The organism is Leucobacter chromiireducens (assembly GCF_003917135.1).
In the GTDB taxonomy this organism is placed as follows: Bacteria; Actinomycetota; Actinomycetes; order Actinomycetales; family Microbacteriaceae; genus Leucobacter; species Leucobacter chromiireducens_A.
This window is the reverse complement of record NZ_RPDI01000017.1, coordinates 22,023-43,649: the sequence shown is the minus strand read 5'-3', so window position 1 is coordinate 43,649 and position 21,627 is coordinate 22,023. Positions and strand designations below refer to the sequence as shown.

Below are 21,627 nucleotides of genomic sequence, written 5' to 3'. Positions count from 1 at the left end.
TGGGGTGGGAACAGCTGGGCAGTGCGGCTCGGGGCGTCGCGGCTCACGTCAGCGCCGCAATGGTGCGCGCGCCGAGGCCGAGGCCGACGGTCATGCCGACGCCCGTGGTCAGCGTGACGATCGAGACGCCGGGTTCGGGGGTCTCGCGGCAGAGGTCGCCGAGCTCGCTCGTCGCGTAGAGCCCCTGCCAGCGCTCGAGCACGTCGAGGCGCTCGGCGCCGAGCAGCGTCGCGACCTCGTCGAGCAGGATCCGTGACCACCGCTCGTCGAGGAATGGCGGGGCCGCGTCGTGGCTGGCGTGCGAGTCGCCGACGAGCAGAGTGCCGTCGGCCTGCTGGGTGAACATCACGTTCGCCTCGATCTCCGCGAACTCGGGCCGCTGCGCGAAGAGCTCCGCGCGCAGCGCGTCGGCTGCCGGGCCGGCGAAGCGACCGTAGCGCAGCATCGAGGTGCCCGTCAGCACCGCGGGGCCCAGCCCCATCGCGTGCGGGGCGCGCACGCGTGCCATGTTCAGCGCGCACTCGCGCACGCCGGCGGCCGCGGCGATCTCGGGGAAGAGCCGCCCGAGCAGGTGCCCGGTCGCGACGATGATGTGATCAGCCGCGACGCTGCCGCGGTTCGTCTCGACGGCACCGGTATGGACAGCATGCACGGTGGTCGAGAAGCGCACCTCTCCCCGCTCGTGGGCGTCCACCCACGCGGCGATGCGCGCCACCGCGGTGCGGGGATCGGCGGTCACATCGTCGGTGAGGAGGAGCCCCGAGCGGACCGCGCCGGCGGCGGAGCCGCCCGGTTCGAGGTGGAGGGCCGCCGCGGCCTGCGCGCCGGTGAGGAGGCGCGCGCCGGCCGGTGCGCGCTCGGCGAGGAGCTCGGCGAGCACCGCGTCCTCGGCCGCAGACCGCGCAACGGCGAGCGTGCCGGAGCGGCGCGCGGTGACGCCGGCGCGCTCCGCGAGGCGCAGCCAGATGGGCAGGCTCTCCGCGGCGAGCTCCCCGAGCTCCCCGTACTGCACCGAGGCGCAGACGTGGCCGAAGTTGCGCACGCTTGCGGTCACCGCGGCGGCGTCCTGTTCGAGCACGGTGACGCGGTAGCCGGCGTCGAGCGCGGCAACGGCGTGCGCGAGGCCGATGATGCCAGCACCGACGATGACGATGCGTGTGGCGTGAGTCTGCGAGGTCATGCCTCGATCCTGAACCGCCGAAAGTAGTCAACACAACTTGCGGAGCCGGTGTTCGCCGAGCGTTCACCGCGGGCGCGGGATCGGTCCAGAAACTTCACGATTCGTTCACGGCGATGTCACCCGCGCACCGCTCAGCTAGTCATGACAACTTGTAGTCTTTCGGCATGACCACCACCGCTCCCCTTCACGTCCAGCTGTACGAGGAGATGATCCGCCGCATCCGCACCGGCGCGTGGCAGCAGGGCGACAAAGTGCCCAGCGAGAAGTCGCTCATCGCCGAGTTCGGCACCTCACGCGGCCCCGTGCGCCAGGCGCTCGCTGCGCTCCGCGCCGAGGGCATGATCGTCGGCGGGCGGGGCACGCCGCCCCGCGTGCAGCGCACCGCGCCCGTGCAGTCGTTCGACACGTTCATGTCGTTCACGGAGTGGGCGCGGGATCTCGGCTATGTGCCAGGGCAGCGCGTCATCGAGGCGAGCCGGCGCCCGGCGTCCGAGCGGATCGCGACGGAGCTGCACATCGCCCCGGACGCCCCGATCGTCGAGATCATCCGGGTGCGCTCGCTCGACGGGAAGCCCGCGATGCTCGAGCGCTCCCTCTACCCCTACGAGATCGGGCGGCACCTGCTCTCCGCCGACCTCGACGGCGGCTCGATCTACCAGGCGCTCGCCGCGGCCGGGGTGGTGCCCGTGCGTGCACGCCACGTCATCGACGCGATCGCGGCGCACCCGCTCGAGGTCGAGCAGCTCAGCGTCGCGCCGGGCAGCCCGCTGCTTCGCGTGCGCCGCGTCGCCACCAACGAGCTGGGCACGATCATCGAGACCGCGGACGACCGCTACCTCCCGTCGATGACCAACTTCGCCGTGGAGAACAGTGCGGAGCACCGCATCCCACTCACCCGGCAGGCCGTCACCGCCGCTGCGCGCGTCGAACCGCCGGCCGCACGTTGATTTTCCCACCACACACCGCTCAGGAGCACCCAATGATCACCCTCGCCGTATTCGACATGGCCGGCACCACCATCGACGACGGCGGGGAGGTGTATCGCGCGCTCGAGGACGCGGTCACCGAGACCGGCGCGACGGTCGCGGCGGCCGACCTCCAGGCGTGGATGGGCACCGAGAAGCGCGCCGCCATCACCGCGCTCATGCGGCTCGGCGGCGGCGATCCCGCGCGAGACGGGGTCGTTGACCGGGCGTTCGAGCGATTCCAGCAGATCCTGGCCGAGCGCTACGCCGCGGCCCCGCCGACCGCGATCCCCGGCGTGCCGGCGGCGATCGCGGAGCTCCGCGCGCGCGGGGTGCGCGTCGCACTCACCACCGGCTTCTCGCGCGATGTCGCGGCCGCGATCCTCGACCGGATCGGGTGGCGGATCGCGCCGGCCGCGCACGAGGTGAGCGTCCCGAGCGCGCCGGTGACGCCGGCGGGCAGCGCCGACGCCGTGGTGGTCGACGCGCTCGTGTGCGGCGACGAGGTACTCGCCGGGCGGCCGGCGCCGTACATGATCCAGCGCGCGATGGAGCTGACCGGCACGCTCGACGTGCGCACGGTGCTCGTCGCAGGCGACACGGCGGTCGACGTGCAGGCTGGGGCGCACGCTGGCGCGGCGCACGCGATCGGCGTGCTCACCGGCAAGCTCGGCCGCGCGGATTTCCCGGCGGAGGCCACGGCGGTGCTGGCCGGCGTCGCCGAGGTGCCGGCGTTCCTCGCCGCCGCTGCCACCCCCGCCGCCACCGCCGCCCCCACCGAGCTTCCCTAAGCGATTCGGCCAAGCCCAGCCCGAATCGGGGATTCGGGCTGGGCTTGGCCGAATCGCTTAGCTCAGCCCGCGCGCGGCGAGCCCGAACCGCTACACGAGGCTCGGCACGCGCTGCTCAGCGCGCAGCTCGGCCGACACCAGGATGGGCAGGTGGTCCGAGAGGCCGCGGCCGAGCGTCGACACACTCGAGATATCGAGGCCGGCCGAGGTCGCGAAGTCGAAGTGTCCGCGGAACATCTTGTATCGCGTGTAGGTGCGCTTATCGCTCAGACTGAGCTCGTAGCCGTGATCCCGCATCTCAGTGTCCAGCCGCCCCTTGAACACGGGGTAGTTGTAGTCGCCGACCATGAGCGCTGGCAGGCCGGGGCCGAGCTCCCGCAGCTCACCGAGCGCGGCGTGGATCTGGTGTCGGCGCAGCGAGTTGAGCGCGGTGAGCGGGGCCGCGTGGAACGAGGCCACCACGAGGTCGCGGCTCGTCTCGCGGTCGTGCAGGCGCGCGCCGAGCAGCCGCTCGTGCGCGGGCGCGAGCAGGCGATCGTGCAGCGACTTCTTCAGCTGGAACGTGTGCGCCGAGCGCGTCTCGAAGCGGTCGCCGCGCACGTACATGGCGAGCCCGAGCCGGTTGCGCTCGGTGGCGTGCACGAGGCGCAGCTCGCCGAGTGCGGCGGGAAGCGCGACGGCCTCCGCTTCCTGCAGGCAGAGCACATCGATCTCGTGGTCTGCGGCGAGCGCCGCGATCTCGGTGACCGCGCGGTTCTTCCGCAGGTTGTAGCTGATGATCTTCATACCGCGCCCTTCCCCGGTGAACTCCCGGGCCATGCCGACAGGCACCACCCTACGCTCGCGAAGCTGAGTGTCTGCAGCGGATTCCACGGAAAGTTGCCGGGTGCGCACTCAATCGAACTGCACGCTGCGCGCCGCATCCCCCAGTGCGGCACGCACGGCGGCGAGCGCCGGGTGGTCGACGCTCGCCGCACGCGCCGCGGTGAACACGGTGCGGTGCGGCCGATCGGGCAGCTCGAGCATCCGGACCGCGCCGCCGGCGCGCACGAGCCCAGGCAGCAGGGCGACGGCGTTGCCCGATTCGATGAGCCTGAGGTGCGCCTGCAGGTCGGCGGTCTCGTAGCGCACGTCCGGTTCGAAGCCGGCGCTGCGGCACGCCTGCTCGGCCCAGTGCCTGGTGGCCGCGCCGTGCGGTTCCATGACCCAGGGCAGCTCGGCGAGATCCGCGAGCTGCGTCACGGCGTCGAAGCGGGGGTCGCCCGCGCGGAGCAGTGGGAGGCCGAGCCGGATGGGATCGCGGGTGAGCGGCTCCCGGTCGAGCCCCTGGAAGTGCGGCGCCGAATGCCCGGGGTACTGCTCGGCGACCACGAGGTCGAAGCCGCGCGCCCAGGTTTCGTACAGGGCGGCACCCGGCTCGACCTGCACCACCTCGACACGCAGCGCCGGGTGCCGCTCGCGGAGCGCGCGGAGCGCCTCGGGCACGAACGCGAGCATCGCGGTCTGGAACGCGGCCACCCGCACGGTGCCCGACACCTCGTCGCGCGCGCGGTGGAGCGCGGACTCCGCGCGCTCGAGCCCGGCGAGCAGCGTCTCGGCCTCGGCGGCGAGCGCGGCCCCCGCCGGGGTGAGTTCCAGCGTTCTGCCGCTCTTGCGCAGCAGCTCGACGCCCGCCTCACGCTCGAGCAGGGCGAGTTGCTGCGACACCGCTGATGGGCTGTAGTTCAGCGCCTGGGCGACGGCGGCGATGGTGCCGCGGGCGTGCAGCTCCCAGAGCAGGCGGAGCCGTTTCATTTCGAGCACGTGAGCCGCCCTTCAGCGCGATGTATTCATGCAGTTTTTCTTCATGATATTCCATCAAAACAATTGCTGTACTTCACGCTTCCCGGAGCCCACACTGTCACTACGGGCGCGCACCGCCGCCGCCCACCCGCTCCACCCGCTCCCGAAAGGTTCGTCGTGACCGTGCACGCCACCACCCGCCCGCAAGACCTCGCAGCCGAGGCCATCGCACTCGTCGAGCGCTGGATCCGCGAGGCCGCGGACATCCCAGCCGACCCCTCCGCCGCACGCCTCGCCGGGGTGCTCCGCGATCCGCACGGGCTCGATTTCACCGTTGGCTTCGTCGACGGCGTCGTGCGCCCGGAGGACGTGCGCGCCGCGGCCAAGAAGCTGCAGGAGCTCACCCCGCTCACCCCGAAGTTCCTCGCCGCTCCCCTGCGCGGCGCGATCGGCCTGGGCGGCGCGTTCGCTGGCCCGCTCCCCGGCGTCGTTGTCCCCATCGCGCGGCGCGTGCTCCGCCAGATGGTCAGCCACCTCATCATCGACGCGAGCGACCAGAAGCTCGGCCGCGCGATCGCGAAGCTCCGCACCGACGACGTGCGCCTCAACATCAACCTGCTCGGCGAGGCGATCCTCGGCGAGCACGAGGCCGAGCGCCGCCTCGCGGGCACGCACCGGCTGCTGGCCCGCCCCGACGTCGACTACGTCTCCATCAAGGTGTCCTCGACCGTCGCCCCGCACAACCACTGGGCGTTCGACGAGGCCGTCGCGCACATCGAGGAGCAGCTGATCCCGCTCTTCGCGCGCGCCGCGGCGGCGAGCCCGCAGAAGTTCATCAACCTCGACATGGAGGAGTACAAGGACCTCGACCTCACCCTCGCGGTGTTCACGAGCATCCTCGACCGGCCGGAGTTCCTGGAGCTCGAGGCGGGGATCGTGCTGCAGGCGTACCTCCCCGACGCGCTCGGCGCGATGATCCGGCTGCAGCAGTGGTCAGCCGGCCGCGTCGCCCGCGGCGGCGCCCCCATCAAGGTGCGCATCGTGAAGGGCGCGAACCTCCCGATGGAGCTCGTCGACGCCGCGATCCACGGCTGGCCGGCCGCCACCTGGGGATCGAAGCAGGAGTCGGACACGAGCTACAAGGCCGTCATCGACTACGCCCTCCACCCCGATCGCGTGCGCAACGTGCGCATCGGCGTCGCGGGCCACAACCTCTTCGACGTCGCCCTCGCCTGGCTGCTCGCGAAGGCGCGCGGCGCCGAGCGCGGGATCGAGTTCGAGATGCTGCTCGGCATGGCCACCGGGCAGGCCGAGGCCGTGAAACGCGAGGTCGGCTCCCTGCTGCTCTACACCCCCGTCGTGCACCCCGCGGAGTTCGACGTCGCGATCGCGTACCTGATCCGCCGCCTCGAGGAGGGCGCGAGCCAGGAGAACTTCATGTCCGCAGTGTTCGAGCTCGGCGAGAACCGCACCCTCTTCGACCGGGAGCGCGACCGCTTCCTCGCCTCGCTCGACGCGCTCACCGCGATCACGGGCGACGGAACCGCAGCCGGCCTCGCGGTGCCACCACCCAACCGCGCGCAGGATCGCCGCACCTTCGACGCCGCGGGCGCCGAGGAACGGGTCGAGGCCCGCGTCGCCGCCGGCAGGCGGGGCGAGTTCGAGAACACGCCCGACACCGATCCCGATCTGCCGGGAAACCGCGTGTGGGGGCTCGGCATCGCCGACCGCATGGCCGAATCGCAGCTCGGCACGCAACTCGTCGCCGACGCCAGCGTGCCGGATCAGGCGGCGCTCGACACGATCATCGAGCGCGGGATCGCTGCCGCGGCGGGGTGGCAGGCGCTCGGCGCTGACGCGCGCGCACGCATCCTCATGCGCGCGGGCGAGCGGCTCGAGGCGCGCCGCGGCGAGCTCCTCGAAGTGATGGGCTCCGAGTGCGGCAAGACGCTCGACCAGGGCGATCCCGAGGTGTCCGAGGCCATCGACTTCGCGAACTACTACGCGATGCTCGGCCAGCTCCTCGACCAGGTCGACGGCGCCACCTTCGAGCCCGTTGCCCTCACCGCGGTCATCCCGCCGTGGAACTTCCCGGTCGCGATCCCGGCAGGCGGGGCGCTCGCTGCCCTCGCCGCAGGCTCGTCGGTGATCATCAAGCCGGCGGCCAACTCCGCGCGCTCCGGCGCGGTGATGGTGGAGGCGCTGTGGGAGGCCGGCGTGCCCAGGGACGTGCTGCAGCTCGTGCAGTTCCCCGATCGGGATCTCGGCTCGCGCCTCGTCGCGGATCCCCGCGTCGACCGGCTCATCCTCACCGGCGCGTACGAGACCGCCGTGCGCTTCCGCGAGCTGCGCGCCGACCTCCCGATCCTCGCCGAGACGAGCGGCAAGAACGCGATCATCGTGACCCCCAACGCGGATCTGGATCTCGCGGCGCGCGACGTCGCGCAGTCGGCCTTCGGCCACGCCGGCCAGAAGTGCTCCGCGGCGTCGCTCGTGATCCTCGTCGGCTCGGTCGCCACCTCCGAGCGCTTCCGCGGGCAGCTCCTCGACGCCGTGCGCTCGCTCCGCGTTGGCACCCCGGATCGCCTCGGCACCCAGATGGGGCCCATCATCACCGCGCCGTCCGGCAAGCTGCTCCGCGGGCTCACGCAGCTCGGGACGGGCGAGCGGTGGCTCATCGAGCCCGCGCCGGTGGAGAGCGACAGCCCGCTCGCGCGCGACGCGGACGGCGGCACGAAGCTGTGGAGTCCCGGCGTGCGCGATGGCGTGCAGCGCGGCTCCGAGTACCACCTCACCGAGTACTTCGGGCCGATCCTCGGCATCATGACCGCCGACACGCTCGACGAGGCGATCGACATCGTGAACGACACCGACTACGGACTCACGAGCGGGCTGCACTCGCTCGACCGCGATGAGCTCAGCACGTGGCTGCGCCGCATCCAAGCGGGCAATCTCTACGTCAACCGCGGCATCACCGGCGCGATCGTGCGGCGGCAGTCGTTCGGTGGCTGGAAGAAGTCGGCCATCGGCGCCGGCACGAAGGCCGGCGGGCCGAACTACCTGCACGGGCTCGGCTCCTGGCGCGACGCTGCGGTGCGCGCCGGAGCGGACGCCCCCCACCCCGCCGTGGCGTCGCTCCTTGCGGCGGCCGAGCGCTCGGGGGTCGCCGGGACCGAGCTCGCGTGGCTGCGTGCGGCGCTCGCGAGCGACGCTGCGGCGTGGGCGGCGGAGTTCGGGATCGCGCGCGACGCCTCCCAGCTGGGCGTCGAGCGCAACCTGCTCCGGTACCACCCGGTGAGTACGACGATTCGCGTGGCGGCCGACGCCACGACCAGCGAGGCAGTGCGCGCGATCGCTGCCGGGGTGCTCGCCGGGTCCGCCGGGGCCGCCGGCTCGGGGGCCGCAGGGTCGGGGGCCGAGCGCGCTGGCGACGCCGCGCGCACCTCCCCCGTGGTGAGCGCCGCGTTCGCGCTGCCGACGCCGCTCGCCACCGCGCTTGTGCAGGCCGGGGTCATCGTGCAGCTGGAGGACGACGCGGCCTGGGAGCAGCGGCTCGCCGGGCTTGCGGCCCAGGACGGGCCGACCGCGGGTGCGCGCGTGCGGCTCGTCGCTGGCGCCTCGCGCGACGCCGAGGCCGCGCGCATCCACGAGGCGACGGGCGGAAAGCCCGATATCGCGGTCTACGCCGGGCCTGTCGTGTCCGCCGGTCGCATCGAACTGCTGCCGCACCTGCGCGAGCAGGCGGTGTCGATCACGGCGCACCGCTTCGGCACGCCGAGCCAGCTCTCGGCCGGCCTCATCTAGCCCCGATCTGCCCCATACTCCAACTTTGTTGGGGTATGGGGCAGAACGCGCGCTCCTGCGGGCGCCCACTCCTCACCGCCCGGCTCCCCACCGCCGCCCAGGCCCCACCCCGCCCCGGATCGGGGTCACTTGGGCAGGGTGTCGCGCACGCTCCCGCGCCGACACCCTGCCCAAGTGACCCCGATCCGGATGCGGGTGAGGTGGGGACGGGGAGGGAGGGCGGGTCAGAGCTCGCGCAAGCGCACCTCGAGGGTGCCGAACACCATGTGCTCCGTTGCCGGGAACGTGAGCCCAGGCGGCAGCTGCGCGCGCTGCCCACTCGACGAGACCAGGGTCAAGCCGTTCGTCGAGTTGAGGTCCTCCACCGTCCACTCGCCGTCGGCGCGACGCAACCGCACATGCGACTTCGAGACCGTGCGCGTCGGATCCGCGAGCAGCAGCGTGTGCGCACCATCGACGCTGCTCGGCTTCCGTCCGGCAATGATGTCGGTGCCGACGAGTTCGAGGACCTCACCGTCAGGGAGCTCGAGCCCCCACCGGGTCTCGGGTGCGGCGTCGGGGAGGGCCTCGGGCACGGCGTCGGCGCTCGCCTGCGGTGCGGGATCGAGGACCGGCTCGGCTGCGGGCAGCGGCACGGGTTCCTCGGCAGGCTCAGCCGCCGGGGTCGCAGGGGCCACGGTTGGCGCCTGCGTCGCGGCGGGTGCCGGGACGGCAGCGGGAACTGGCTCGGGAGCCGGGGATGGATCCGGGGCCGGAGCGGGCTCGGGGGCCGCGGATGGATCCGGGGCCGGAGCGGGCTCGGGGGCCGCGGCCGGCTCCGGAGCCAGGGCCGGTGCCGGAGCCGGTTCCTCAGCCGGCGGCGCCTGCCTGGGAGCCCGCGGCTCGGGCCACGCGAAGGGCTGCGGGGCCTGCTGCACCCCCAGGGGCATCGCCGGTCGCTCCTCCAACTCCTCCGCCGCGAGGCGCTCGAAGTTGCCGATCGTAGTGTTGCTGAAGCCCCAGTCGTTCATGTCGTGCGGGTCGGCCGCCGGGCGGCCATGATCCTGCGCTGAGGTGCGATCCCCCGCACCACGCGGGGCGACGGGCGCGTCGGTGAGCGCGCCCTCCGGCACGGGCGGCAGCCCACGCCACGCCGCTGGCTCCGCCGCAGACTCGGAACCAGCGTGCTCAGCGCCGGCGGCCGCGGAGGCGGCCCGGCGAGCGGGCGACAGCGGCGGGAACGCCGATTCCCCCTGGTAGACCCGCGCCCCGGCGTACATGCCGTCGCCGATGTGGCTGGCGAGCAGCATGGCCCAGATCGGCGGGAGGACCGCGCCGAGCACGGTGTACCAGGCGTCCTTGCCGAACTCGCGATTGAGGCGGTGCACGGCGATGATGCTCACGATGACGACCACGACCACGAGCCCCGGCACGAAGCCGAGCAGCACGAGCCACCCGGGGAGGCCACCGCGCCGCAGCAGCTGCCACTGATTCCACACGGGGATCCAGCCATCACGCGCGGGGAGCCCGAGGTAGGGGAACAGCTTCGAGAGCGCCCAGAGGTACCAGACGTACAGCACGAGTGCCACGAGGCCCCAAATGCTGAGCATCGCGATCAGCACCGTGAAGCCACCGTTCGTGAGTTCAGCACTCATCGGATCGCCACCAGTCCATTCGCTCGGGGAATCGGGAGCGAACCCCGCCGAAACACGGCCGATTCGCTGCACCGCTAGTCTACGCGGGGCGGGCATGCGCCCGCCTGATTGCGCGGCCGCGACTCAGCCGAGCAGCAGCCAGACGATCGCCGCGATTCCGGCGCTCACACCGACGAGGAGCGCCGGCCCGCCGACGAGCACCGCGCGCCGGAACCGGGAGTTCTGGCGGGCCAGTGAGGGCAGCGCAGTTCGGCCGGGACTGAGCGGCGCGGGATCCTGCGCGGGATCGGCCCGCCCGGCGCTGGGCGCCGCCTGGACCGGCGCTGGACTGGCCGGCTCGGGCACGGCTCGCGCGCCGTACACGACGGGGATCTCGGGCCGCTCGCCACCGTGCACCGGCGCTGGCGGCGCGTCCGGGGCCTGCGGCAACCGCCGCTCGGGATCGAGCTTGGGCTTGAACATCAGGGCGGCGAGCGCCTGCGCTGAGCGGTCGTCGGTCGGCTCGGGGATCGGCGGTGCCGGGGTGCCGCTCGTGCCGCCGGTGCCGCCGGTATTCCCGGCGCCACCCGTACCACCGGTCACGTCCTCTGGATCACGCATTCCGCACCTCCTCGGCGGTCGTTGCAGCGCCGGAGCGTGTGCGGCCAGCGGCCCCGCGCCCGATCCCGAACGAGGCGAGCGTGAATCGCGTGCGCAGGCGCGCGCCGGCGGACTGCTGGGCGCGCAGCTGATCCCGCGCTCGATCGACGAGGGACCAGAGCTCGCCAGCCTCCGCCGCGGTGGTGCCCTCCGGGGAGAACACCGCGTGGTCGACACGCGCAGCGAACTCGGTGCCGCCCGGCAGGCGCGCCCCCAGCTCGCGGCGGCTCTCCGCTGCGGCGCTGCCGCCGCGCGGCGGGAGCGCTCCTGCGTCGACGTGCACGTCGACGAATTCCTCCCAGGCGCCGAGCGCGCGCACCTCGGGGTGCGTTGCGCGCCGCCTGCGCCGGGTGCGCAGCGCCTTCACCGCGAGGATGAAGAGCGCGAGCGTCGCGAGCAGCAGCACGCCGAGCAGTCCGAGGGAGACGCCGCGCACCCAGGCCCAGAGGCTGCCGGGCTCGGCGCGCTGCGGAGCGGGATCCGCGGCGGTGTCGCCGGTGCCCGCGCCGTACTCGGGGTCGCTCTCGTGCGCGTCGCGCTCCTCGGGGACGGTGGGGTGCTCGGGGAGGCGCTCGCCCTCGGTGAGCGATGCCGGCGGCGTGGTGACCTGCGGGGTGGCGTCGAGCGGGGCCCACACCCCGTCTGCGCCCCGCGCCTCGGCCCATGCCGCGATGTTCCTGCCGGTGCAGGTCTCCGCGCAGGCGGGGACGCCGGGGACGGCGTCAGCGCTGTCGCCAGCGTCCGCGCCAGCGCCAGCGCCCGCGAGCCGGACCCCGAGCACCACCCGCGACTCGTAGCCGAATGCCTCCGCGAGCCGCGCCGCGGCGACGGCGAACTGCTCATCGTCGCCGATGCCCGCGACGAGCTCGGCGCCGCGCGCCCCGTCGCCCGCGGCGGCCTGCCGATCGGCGAGCTGCCCGAAGAGCTCCTCGATGCGCGCGTCCGAGTGCCCGCCCGCGCTCGCGACGAACCGCGTGCCGAACTCGGCGCTCAGTTCGTCGAGCCAGGCGCGCGCGTCGGGGTCGTCGCTCAGCGCGTGGCTCAGGTAGCCGCGCTCGCGCAGCAGCTCGACCGCCCGTTCGAGCCCCGCGCCGGTGGCCGGGAGCTGCTGCATGCGCAGCCAGCGGTCAAGTTCGGGGAACGCGGTGCGGTCGAGCTGCGGCGTCGCCGTCGCCGGCACGGGGTCGAGCCGCGGATCGGGGGCCGCGCTGGCGCTCGCCGTGTAGCCGTCGCCCGCGCGCAGGCCGGCCGCGGTTGGCACCGCGATGCCGGCGCCGGTGTCGCGGTCGAGGAAGAAGCCGTCGGCGAGTTCCGCGGCGCGGGCTCCGGTGAAGCGCGGGGGCTCGCCGAGCTCGGCGGGGAGCGGCACCCAGATGCCCGTCGCGCCCGACACGAGTTGCACGGTGATCCAGCTCGGGTCTGCGACGGCGGTGCCGCTCGGGAAGCGGGTGAAGGTGCCGCGCTCCGCGGTGACCGCGAAGTCGACGCCGTTCGCGTCGTCGAGCACGGCGAGGCGGAGCCGCTCGGGCAGCGCCCCCTCGCTCGTCACGGTGAAGAGTGGGGCGTCGAACGCGGCGTCGCGCTTCCAGACGCGGTAGCCGGAGAGCGGGCTGCTCTGCGCGCGGACCACGACGACGGGATCCACCTGGTCGCGCGGGATGGTGCGCGGGGTCGCGGTGACGCCGGGGGCGAGCACGGTGCCGGCAGCGAGCGCGCACACGGTGAGGAGCGCCGCGAGCCCGCCGCGGAGCAGCCGACGGCCCGGCGCCCGGTGCCCGCCGCCGAGGCGGAGCGCGGCGCGCCTCGCGCGGCCAGAGCTCCAGGCGATCCACGCGGTCACCACGACGGCGCTCGCACCCCACAGTGCGAGCTCGCGCGGCGCGTCGATGGGGATCGGCCCGACGCGGATCGGATCGCTCGGCGTCGCCGGCCCGAACACGGTGCCGAACAGGAGCGGGGCGAGGATCGGCAGCGCGGCGCACGCGTGCGCTCGCTGGCCGCCTGCCGCGAGCCGGGTGGCCGCGGCGACGGAGAGCAGCACGACGACGAAGAGCGGCACGAGCACGGTCTGGTAGTGCCCCACCGGGAGGGTGAGCGTGAGCAGTTGCTTCCAGCCGAGCGCCACCGCGGCGAGGCCGTCCCCGAGGCCGAGGAAGAACGCGCGCGCGCCACCGCCGAGCGCGGTCGGCACCGCGGCGGGCACGAGGAGCGCGACGCCGACGGCCGCGAGCGTGATCCCGGTGCCGATCCCCCACCGCCACCTGGTGCCGGCCCAGACGACGCCGAGCGCCGCCGCCGCGGCGGCGAGGACCGTGAGCGCGGCGCGCGGATCCCGGTAGATCGGCCAGGCCGCAGCGAGGGCGACCAGCGCGATCGCGAGGGTGAGGACGACGGCGCCGAAGCCCGGCCCGGCGCCGCGGCGGACCCCGGCGCTCCGCGCGCTCACGCGTTTCCCCTGCGGAGCAGCAGCTGGGCGGTGTCCTGCAGCGCCCCGATCGTGAGCAGCGCCGCCGCCGAGCCGCGCTGGATCGCCGGGTCGGCGTGCAGCGCGCAGCGCGCCGTGAGGAGCGCAACGTCCGCGCTGAACGGGACGGCGGCGCGGCGCAGGCGCTGCGGCTCGACGCGGGAGCCCGTGATGAGCACCACGAGCGAGAGCTGCCGCCCCGACTCGGCGAGGCCGCGCGCGAGCTGTTCGAGCGGCGCGCCGTCGTCGCTCGGCTGGAGCTCGGCCCACGCGTCGAGAAGCTGCCGCCCAGCGCGGCTCGGCAGCTCGCTCGTTCCGGCGAGCGCGGCGCGCGTGCGGCCGGGCACCCACTGGGTCGCGACGAAGCGGTCCCGTCCCTCGCGCACCGCGTGCGCGCCGAACGACGCGGCGACGCTCACACCTAGCTCGAACTCCTCCGGGCTCGCGTACGACTCACGGCGGCTGTCGAACAGGATCGCCGAGCGCGCCGTCTGCGATTCCTCGTACTGCCGCACCATGAGCCGCCCGGTCTTCGCGGTGGAGCGCCAGTGGATGTGCCTGCGCGCGTCACCGGCGACGTACTCGCGCACGGCGTGGAAGGAGAGGTCGGCGTCCGTGAGGCGGCGGCTCGCCTCACCCTCGAGGTCGCGGATCAGGCCGGCGCTCGACGGCGGCAGCTGCGCGGTCACGGGGTGCACGTGGATGCGGCGGTGTGCCGGCCAGCTGAGCTCGCGCTGGAGGAGGCCGATCGGGTCGCGGCGGGTGAGCGTGAGCGGGCCGACGTCGATGACGCCGCGGTGCGGCGTCGGGACCGCGACGGCGACCGTCGTGTCGGCGCCGGCCCCGAGGAAGGGGATCGGGAGCTCGCGGAGCGCGGCCCCCACCGGCAGTTCCGCGGTCGCGGGCAGCGCGGCCGCGCGGCTCGTGTTGGTCACCTCGACGCGCAGGGCGGCCTCCCCGCCGGCGACGACCCGCTCGCGCTCGGCGTGCAGCTCCACGCGGTACGCGCGGCCACCGAGCAGGAACGGCAGTGCCGCCGCGATGAGCAGCGCCGCGGCGATCGCGAGCGCCCACGCCTCCACCCAGCCGAGCCAGGCGCCCAGCACCGCGGCGATCGCGCCCCCGAGCAGCACGAAGCCGCCAGCAGGGGTCGCGACGCGCAGCGCGCGGGAGGCGCCGGCGCGCAGTGCGGCGAGCCAGCTCCGCCGCGCTGGCCGGGTGGGGTCGGGCTGGCTCACGCGGTGCCGTTCTCCCGCGGCAGCGGCACGTCGAGGAGCACCTGGCCGACGATCTGCTCGGCGGTCACCCCGTCGAACTCGGCCTCGGGTTCGAGCACGAGGCGGTGCGCGAGCGTCGGCAGTGCGAGGTCGCGCACGTCGTCCGGGGTCACGTAGTGCCGTCCCGCCGCGGCCGCCCAGGCGGTCGCGAGCCGCACGAGCGCGAGCGCCCCGCGCACGCTCGCACCGAGCCGCACCTCCCGCGCGCGGCGGGTGGCCTCGACGATCTGCACCGCGTAGTCGGCGACGAGCGGGCTGACGTGCACGCGGTCGACGAGCGCCTGCGCCTGCGCCACCATCGCGGTCGTGACGACCGGCTCGATGGGCGCCTGGGCACGGCGGTGCTGCTCCAGGATGCGGAGCATCGCCGACGCGTCGGGATAGCCGATCGTGGTTTTGATCATGAAGCGGTCGAGCTGCGCTTCCGGCAGCCGGTAGGTGCCGGCCTGCTCGATCGGGTTCTGCGTGGCGATCACGAGGAACGGGTGGCCCACCTCGTGCGAGACCCCGTCGACGGTGACCCGCGCCTCCTCCATGACCTCGAGCAGCGCGGACTGCGTCTTCGGGCTCGCGCGGTTGATCTCGTCGGCGAGCACCACGTTCGCGAACACGGGGCCGGCGTGGAACTCGAACACGCCGGCACGCTGGTCGAACACGGAGATGCCGGTCACGTCGCCTGGCAGCAGGTCGGGGGTGAACTGGATGCGCGACGCGGTGCCCTGGATCACCGCGGCGAGCGCGCGCGCGAGCGCGGTCTTGCCCGTGCCTGGCACGTCCTCCAGCAGCACGTGGCCGCCGGCGAAGGTGCTCGCGAGCACGAGCTCGATGACGCGGCGCTTGCCCTGGATCACCTCGCCGAGCGCGTCGGCGCATGCCGCGAAGACCTGCTGCACCCAGCGCGCCTGCTCGGGGCTCAGCGCCTCCCGGCCGTCGTCCCGCGCTGCGGCGCCCCCTGCCGAGAGGGCACCACCTGCACCACCGGCACCGCCGCCAGGCGTTCCCCCGAGGGGCGCGCTCGGCCGCGTCGCCGGTTCCGTGCTCGGGGACGCCGGGACGAGCGTTGGATCGTCGTCAACGGGGAGTTCGCGCGGATCCTGCGGCTGTGCGTTCATGAGTCCTCGGGTGGTGTGTGGTGGTCGGGGGGGGTGCGCGGCGTGCGCGGTTATGGGGAGCACACGGGCACCTGCAGTGTTGCCGGGGCGAGCGCGCCGTAGTCGCCCACCCAGCTCACCGTGAGCTGGGCGGTTCCGCCAGCAGGCGCGCCGACCGCGAAGCTCGCGCTTCCCGCAGCGGCCGAGGAGACGGTCACGGCCTTCGCCGCCGCGGCCGGATCCCCCACCGCGGCCGGGGCGACGCAGCTGCCGTTCAGTTCCACGACCACGGGGCGCGGCGCACCGCTCCAGCGCGCCGGCGCCGGCTCCGAGCACTGTCCGCCGAGGCACTGCTGCACGGTGATCGGGGTCGCGTCGTTCGGGTTGTCCGGCGGCAGCGCGCCGCCGCCAGGCGAGAACACGAGCGTCGCCCCGGGCAGCTGCTGCTCGGCGGTGGGCGCGCCAGCGTACCCGTAGCTCGCGCGACTGCCGTCGCCGGTTGGGGTCGTCGAGACGGCGTAGCTCGCCCTCGGGTCCGGAATCGCCCCGCCGACCTGCACCTCGCCGGAGACCGCCGAGCTCACGCCGTACGCGCTCGACGCGCACGCGGCCCCTCGCACCCACTCGCCGCGCGTGCGATCGCCGAAGGTCGCCGCGGCTGACCCGCCGGCCACGCAGTCGGGCGTGACGCCGCGCTGCGCGACCGCGTAGCGCAGCGTCACGGTCTCGCTCCCGTGCGCGGTGCCGCCGTCGGCGACGACGGTGACGCTCGTCGATCCGACCGCGCTCTGCAGGGTCGCGCCGCGGAGGATCGGCGCGCCGATCACGCGCCCGTCGGCCTGAGCCGCGGTTCCCGTGTCGGAGCCGCCGGGCACCGGGGGCAGCTCGTGCGCGGTGACCGGCGTAACCGTCACCGTCGCGGCCCCGACGGGGAGGCCGCGCAGTTCGACGCTGCCGCGGCTGCCGGAGATCGTGTCCTGCGCGACGCCGCCGACCGCGACGCGGAGCTCGCGGGTGTCCGCAGAGCCCACCGCGGAGACGCGGAGCCCGCCGCGCGCTTGGTCGGTGTTTCCCGCATCCTGCAGCGACGACACCGTCACGGTCGGCTGCTCGGGCGCACGGTACGCCCAGGCGGTGATCGCGCTCGACGGCGCCGACTCGCCCACCGCGTTCTGTGCGCGCGCGGTGAAGCTGCTCCGCGCACCGCTCTCGAGCCCGCTCACGACGCAGTCGAAGGCTCCGGCCCCCGCGGGGGAACAGCTGGAGGAGCCGGCGCCCTGCACGCGCACGCCCGTGACCTCGGGGTGGGCCTGCCTGCCGCCGAGGACCACGCGGAACGTCGCGCTCGACGCCGTGAACCCGGTCTGCGTGATACTCGCCGGCGCATCGGGCAGCCCCTGCGCGTCGAGCTCGATCGATCCCGATCCCGCGCGCCCCTGCGCGTCGCGCACGCTGTAGCCAACGGTGCAGGTGCCGCCCGGCCCGCTCGCGTCGGGCCAGCTGACGCTCACGCGGCGCTCGCCGGACACTGCGAAGCGGGCGATCGCGCAGCCGGCGCCGTCCACGGAGGTGACCCGCAGCCCGCCGCCGCGCTTGCCGGCGAACGGGTCGTGCTCGCCGGCGACCCCGACGAGGTCGGCGGCGCAGGCCTCGCCCACCGTGCAGTTCAGGGCGACGGTGCCGCCGCGCGGCAGGTCGCGCGGGCTCTCGCCGACGCGCAGGGTGAGCGCCGCGCGCGACTCTCCCGCGCCGCTCACCGCGACGGTGAGCGACTCCTGGACCCCGGCGCGCGCGTCCGCGCGCGCCGTCGCGCGCACCGTGCCGCCGTCGGTGGTCACCTCGAACGCGTCGCCGCCGCCGCTCACCGTGAAGCGGAGCGCCGACGCCGATCCCGCGCGCTCGCCCTGCCAGGTCACCATGTCGGTGAGCGCGATCGTTTCGGTCGCGCCAGGCGCGATCGTGCGGGTGAGCTGCCGCAGCTCGGCGATGGGCTCGTCCGGCACGACGCGCACGGGAACCGGGAGCACCGTCCACCGCTCCTGGCCGGCGAGGCGCACCTCGATCTGGCAGCTGTCGGTCCACGGTGCACCGCGGCCGGCGGCGTAGCGGATCGCACTCGCGCCGTCGGCCTCGCAGCGCGCACCCGGTCTGCCGCTCGCGAACACACCGCTGCGCAGCTCGACGCGATCGGCCGGCCCGGCGTCGACGAGCTCCGACACGCGCGCGGTGACGGTCTCGCCCTCGCCCACCTCGAGCGGGGCGAGGCCGGGCTGCAGCGTGAGCCGCAGCTCGTCGAGCGGCGGGATGACCAGGAAGCCGTAGCTCGCGACCGCGGTGCCGTTCGCGTCGGTGCCGCTGACCTTGAACACCACGAGGTCGCCAGCCGGGTCGTAGTCGCCCGAGATGCGCGATCCCGCCGCACGATACTCCCCGCGCTGCGCGTCCCACAGCGACAGCGTGAGCTGATCCGGATCCCCGCCCTGCCAGCGCACCTTCCCGGTGAGCACGTCAACGCCGCGGCCCGCGAGCTGCGAGCGGTCGCGCACGCTCAGCACGGTGTCGCGCACGGCCGGCGCCTGCGCGCCGACGCGCTCGGAGGTCTGCACCACGATCAGCCCATCAGCGGTGCTACCGCTCTGCTCGGAGCGCACCGTGTAGCGGTACGACACCGTGCCGACCTCGGCGCCGGCGCGCACGCCGACGCGGCCCTCGGCGAGCGCGGACAGGTCGATGGCGTCGGCGAGCGCCCGGTACTCTGCGCTGTCCTCGGCGGCCGTAGTGTTGGGCACCACCGATCCGAGGGTGAGGGTGCCGCCTGCCGGGTCGACGTCGTTATCGAGCGGGCGGATCACGGTCTCGCCCCCGGGCACCAGGCGCACCTGATCCGTCATCGCGGTGGGCGCACCGCCGTCGTCGCCGGTCACGACGACGTGCAGCGTCCCGCGTCCGGTGCCGCCGCGCCCATCGCTCACCTCGTAGCTGAGCGTCTGGGTTCCGGCGTCCGCCGCGGCCGACGCCGTGACCTCGATGCCGGCGCCTGCCGAGTCGAGCGCCGCGGCGATGCGCGGATCGTCGCCGGCGTCGATACCGGTGAGGCGCACGCGGTCGCCGTCGGGGTCGACGCCGGTGACGGGCACGCGAACGCTCGTCGTGCCACCGGGCGCAACGCGCGCCGTCACCGCGCCGGGCTGCGGATCGCGGTTCGCGCCGCCGCCCACGACCGTGAACACGACCTCGCCGGAGTCGCTCAGCTCCGGCGCGCCCGCGGCGTACGCGGAGTAGCTCACGCGGTACGTGCCTGGCGCGTCGGGGGCGACGTAGCGGAGCGTGCCGCCAGCCGCGAACGCGAGCTCGCCTTCCGCCCCGGACGAGGTGACCTTGGGGTCGAGCAGCAGCCGCTCCCCCGGCGGGGCGACGTCGTTCTCCAGGACGCGCACGTCGACCGTTGAGCCGGCGCGCACCGTCGCCGAGTTGCCGACCGCGATCACCCCGGCGCCGCTCGTCTCCGGCACCTGGAAGACGGTCAGCCTGCCGCTCGCGCTCGCGTCGCCCTCCGCGACCGTCACGTCGGCCGAGCCGATCCTGCCTGGTGCGCCGTCCGCGGTGTTCCCTGCGACGCGCACGCGCGCGTGCTCGACGACGTCGGCGCTCAGATCGCCGTCCACCACGGCGACACTGCGCACCGCGAGCGCGCGGTCCTGCGCGCCGGGGATCGCGTCGAGCACCTCGACGGTGGAGTCGGCGAGCGGGCGCACGTAGGCGCGCAGCGGCGGCAGCACGAGCTCCGGCCCGCCGGCGACGGCGGTGACCCGCAGCGTGCCCGTCGCCTCCGCGCCCGTCACCGCGTCGCGCACGGTCACGGCGTAGCTCGACACCCCGGGGTCGCTCGCGGTGACCTGCACTGTCCCGGCCGTCTGCTGCGGCGCGGCCTGCGCCGTGCCGGCGAGCGACACCACGTCGACGAGCGTGACCGCGCCCGAGCCGCCGGCCACCCGCTCGAGCGGGCGGACCGTCGTCGGCTGCCCCGCGGCGATCGTCGCGGCGGTGCCGGTCACCACGGGCACCGCGTCGGCGCGCACCTGCAGGGTGAGCTCGCGCTCGGCCTCCGCGCCGCGGCTGTCGCGCACGGTGACGCGCAGCCCGATGTCCGCGGGGCCGGCGTTCGGATCGGTGTGCCGCACGGCCAGCCGCCCGTCGGCGGTGACGAGCGCGCGCACCGGGTCGGCGGCGCGCACCGGCGTCACCTTCGCGAGCGTGAGCACGTCGCCCTCCGGGTCGACCCAGCCCTCGAGCAGCGGCGCCACGAGCGTGCCGCCTGGCGCCACCGCTGGCACGCCCCACTCGCGCTGGCAGCCCTCCACCGCGCACCAGGCCGGGGCGGCGTTCTCGTCGCCGGCAGCGATCCGCAGCGTCACCGTCGCGGGCGCAGACTCAAGCGACCCGTCGGAGATCCGGTAGCTGAAGCTCGCGGTGCCCGTGGCGCCTGGCGCCGCCTGGAACACGAGCGACTGCCGGTCGGCCAGGAGTTCGAGCGAGCCGAACTCCTTCGGGAGCGACGCGTCGCTGATCGAGTCGGGCACGATCGTCAGCACGTCGCGCACGTTCGCGTCGAAGTCGTTGAGCAGCACGGGAAGCGGGGTCGGCATGCCTGGGCGGGCGCCGAACGCGTCGTCGACCGCGGTGGGCGCGACCTGCTCGGTCACCTCCTCGACGACCACGGCGCCACGCAGCTCCTGCGGCGGATCGGCGAGACTCCACTGCGAGAGCGGGATCAGCGCGCCGTCCGGCAGCGTCCACAGCATGCCGGTGCGCGGCTCGCTCAGCACGGCCCGGTCGCCGTTGCTCTGGATCACGGGCGCGAGGTCCGAGGCGTCGCGCACCGCGTCGTCGAACTGCAGCGGCAGCGGTTCGGCGCTGCCGCTGCGCCACAGCGATCCAGCGCCCGATCCCAGCCACGCAGCGAAGCGCTCCCCCGCCACCTCGGTGGGCCGCGCCGGCGCACCACTCGCCTCGGCGATCCGCTCGGGATCGGCCCCGGGCGCCACCGCGAGCAGGCCGGCCTGGTCCGCGATCAGGGCCGCGGTGCCGTCCGCGCCCCGACCCGAGCTGCTCAGCTGCAGGCGCGGGCTGCCCTCCGTCACCAGCTGATCGGGATCGGCCCCGGCCCGCAGCAGCCGCCCGTCCGCCGCGTCGAGCAGCACCCAGTCCTCGCCGACGAGCGCGAGCTGCGGTTCAGCGAGCGGCGCGCCAGGCAGCTCGGCTGGCCCGCCGCGCTCGGTGCCGCGCGCGGCGTCGAAGCGGCGCACCGTGTGCTCCGCCGACGAGTACACCGCGAGCGTGCCGCGCTCCGTGAGTGCGATGGCCGCTGCGGCGTCGGCGTCCTCGTCGATGGGGCGAAGTCCCGAGAGCTGCCGCTCAACGTCCGCCTGGTCCTGCACGTCACCGAGCCCGGCGCCGCCGAGCTCGCCGGTGAGGACGCCGCCCGCCTCGGTGCGCACCACGACGAAGCGCCCGGCCACCAGCACCTCGCGCGCGCCCTCGGGGAGGCGCACGCTGCGCGCGGCGTCCGCGGCCGGCCCCGATCCCGATCGAGTCACCTCGGCGTCGTCGGCTTCGTCGCTGCCGTCGGCGTTGTCGCTGTCGTCGGCCTGATCCCGCGCGCCCAGATCCTGCGGGGAGCCAGCGGCGATCGGCCAGGCCTCGCCAGCCCCGTTGGTGAGCACCGCAGCGCTGCCGCCGGCCTGCACCACGCCGCTCGGCTCGGCGACCTTCCGCACGGTGTCGAGCTCACCCGTGTCGGTGTTGACGCGCCCGTACTGGCCGGCGTCGCGCGCCACCCACACGCCCGGCTCAACGCGCGGCGTATCTCGAGCGTCGTAGCCGCCGGAGACGATCGCGATCGTCGCGACGAGCGCCGTCGCCACACCGGTCGCGCCCCACGCCCACAGGCGTCGTCGCGACACGGTCTTCCCCGTACGTGTCTGCCACCCCCGCTGCGTG

The 21,627-nt window shown here is 74.6% G+C and carries 12 protein-coding genes; 3 read left to right on the top strand and 9 right to left on the bottom strand.

What is annotated here, in order from left to right; genetic code table 11:
- Positions 1–43: 43 nt before the first annotated feature.
- A complete protein-coding gene (locus tag EGM46_RS09475; protein WP_125099911.1) occupies positions 44–1,180 on the bottom strand; it encodes a TIGR03364 family FAD-dependent oxidoreductase in 1,137 nt (378 codons plus the stop codon).
- Positions 1,181–1,344: 164 nt separating this feature from the next.
- Between EGM46_RS09475 and EGM46_RS09470 the strand changes: the two genes are divergently transcribed.
- Together EGM46_RS09470 and EGM46_RS09465 are read left to right on the top strand one after the other, a co-directional pair.
- On the top strand, positions 1,345–2,127 hold the full coding sequence (locus tag EGM46_RS09470) for a GntR family transcriptional regulator (protein ID WP_125099910.1): 783 nt from the start codon (positions 1,345–1,347) through the stop codon (positions 2,125–2,127).
- A gap of 32 nt (positions 2,128–2,159) precedes the next feature.
- On the top strand, positions 2,160–2,936 hold the full coding sequence (locus tag EGM46_RS09465) for a phosphonatase-like hydrolase (protein ID WP_125099909.1): 777 nt from the start codon (positions 2,160–2,162) through the stop codon (positions 2,934–2,936).
- Positions 2,937–3,026: 90 nt separating this feature from the next.
- Here the strand turns inward: EGM46_RS09465 and EGM46_RS09460 are convergent, their stop codons facing one another.
- Together EGM46_RS09460 and EGM46_RS09455 are read right to left on the bottom strand one after the other, a co-directional pair.
- The gene (locus tag EGM46_RS09460) at positions 3,027–3,722 is read right to left on the bottom strand and encodes an endonuclease/exonuclease/phosphatase family protein (RefSeq protein WP_125099908.1); all 696 of its coding nucleotides are present in this window, start codon (positions 3,720–3,722) and stop codon (positions 3,027–3,029) included.
- Between the two features lie 108 nt (positions 3,723–3,830).
- Positions 3,831–4,739, bottom strand: a complete 909-nt coding sequence (locus EGM46_RS09455) for a LysR family transcriptional regulator (protein ID WP_125099907.1) — start codon at positions 4,737–4,739, stop codon at positions 3,831–3,833.
- Positions 4,740–4,895: 156 nt separating this feature from the next.
- Here EGM46_RS09455 and EGM46_RS09450 point away from each other — a divergent pair, with 156 nt between their 5' ends.
- Positions 4,896–8,522, top strand: coding sequence for a proline dehydrogenase family protein (locus tag EGM46_RS09450; protein WP_125099906.1), 3,627 nt, complete (start codon positions 4,896–4,898; stop codon positions 8,520–8,522).
- Between the two features lie 224 nt (positions 8,523–8,746).
- On the opposite strand, the gene EGM46_RS15115 is transcribed toward EGM46_RS09450, so the two are convergent.
- The 6 genes from EGM46_RS15115 to EGM46_RS09420 form a co-directional block, all read right to left on the bottom strand.
- Complete coding sequence (locus EGM46_RS15115; RefSeq protein ID WP_125099905.1) at positions 8,747–10,156, bottom strand: DUF5684 domain-containing protein; 1,410 nt, start codon at positions 10,154–10,156, stop codon at positions 8,747–8,749.
- Positions 10,157–10,279: 123 nt separating this feature from the next.
- Positions 10,280–10,756, bottom strand: coding sequence for a hypothetical protein (locus EGM46_RS09440; protein ID WP_125099904.1), 477 nt, complete (start codon positions 10,754–10,756; stop codon positions 10,280–10,282).
- Positions 10,749–13,241 carry a hypothetical protein gene (locus EGM46_RS09435; RefSeq protein WP_241156268.1) on the bottom strand — a complete coding sequence of 831 codons (2,493 nt, stop codon included), beginning with the start codon at positions 13,239–13,241 and terminating at the stop codon, positions 10,749–10,751. The genes EGM46_RS09440 and EGM46_RS09435 overlap by 8 nt, the downstream gene beginning before the upstream one ends.
- Entirely contained in the window at positions 13,238–14,497 is a 1,260-nt protein-coding gene (locus tag EGM46_RS09430; RefSeq protein ID WP_125099903.1) for a DUF58 domain-containing protein, read from the bottom strand. Before EGM46_RS09430 ends, EGM46_RS09435 begins: the two co-directional genes overlap by 4 nt.
- Complete coding sequence (locus EGM46_RS09425) at positions 14,494–15,648, bottom strand: AAA family ATPase (RefSeq protein WP_125099902.1); 1,155 nt, start codon at positions 15,646–15,648, stop codon at positions 14,494–14,496. The genes EGM46_RS09430 and EGM46_RS09425 overlap by 4 nt, the downstream gene beginning before the upstream one ends.
- A gap of 50 nt (positions 15,649–15,698) precedes the next feature.
- Positions 15,699–21,590 carry an Ig-like domain-containing protein gene (locus EGM46_RS09420; protein WP_125099901.1) on the bottom strand — a complete coding sequence of 1,964 codons (5,892 nt, stop codon included), beginning with the start codon at positions 21,588–21,590 and terminating at the stop codon, positions 15,699–15,701.
- Positions 21,591–21,627 lie beyond the last annotated feature (37 nt).

Bases quoted from the DNA above. Each gene is read 5' to 3' on its own strand.
- EGM46_RS09475 (WP_125099911.1), bottom strand. From the start codon at position 1,180: ATGACCTCGCAGACTCACGCCACACGCATCGTCATCGTCGGTGCTGGC.
- EGM46_RS09470 (WP_125099910.1), top strand. From the start codon at position 1,345: ATGACCACCACCGCTCCCCTTCACGTCCAGCTGTACGAGGAGATGATC.
- EGM46_RS09465 (WP_125099909.1), top strand. From the start codon at position 2,160: ATGATCACCCTCGCCGTATTCGACATGGCCGGCACCACCATCGACGAC.
- EGM46_RS09460 (WP_125099908.1), bottom strand. From the start codon at position 3,722: ATGAAGATCATCAGCTACAACCTGCGGAAGAACCGCGCGGTCACCGAG.
- EGM46_RS15115 (WP_125099905.1), bottom strand. From the start codon at position 10,156: ATGAGTGCTGAACTCACGAACGGTGGCTTCACGGTGCTGATCGCGATG.
- EGM46_RS09440 (WP_125099904.1), bottom strand. From the start codon at position 10,756: ATGCGTGATCCAGAGGACGTGACCGGTGGTACGGGTGGCGCCGGGAAT.
- EGM46_RS09425 (WP_125099902.1), bottom strand. From the start codon at position 15,648: ATGAACGCACAGCCGCAGGATCCGCGCGAACTCCCCGTTGACGACGAT.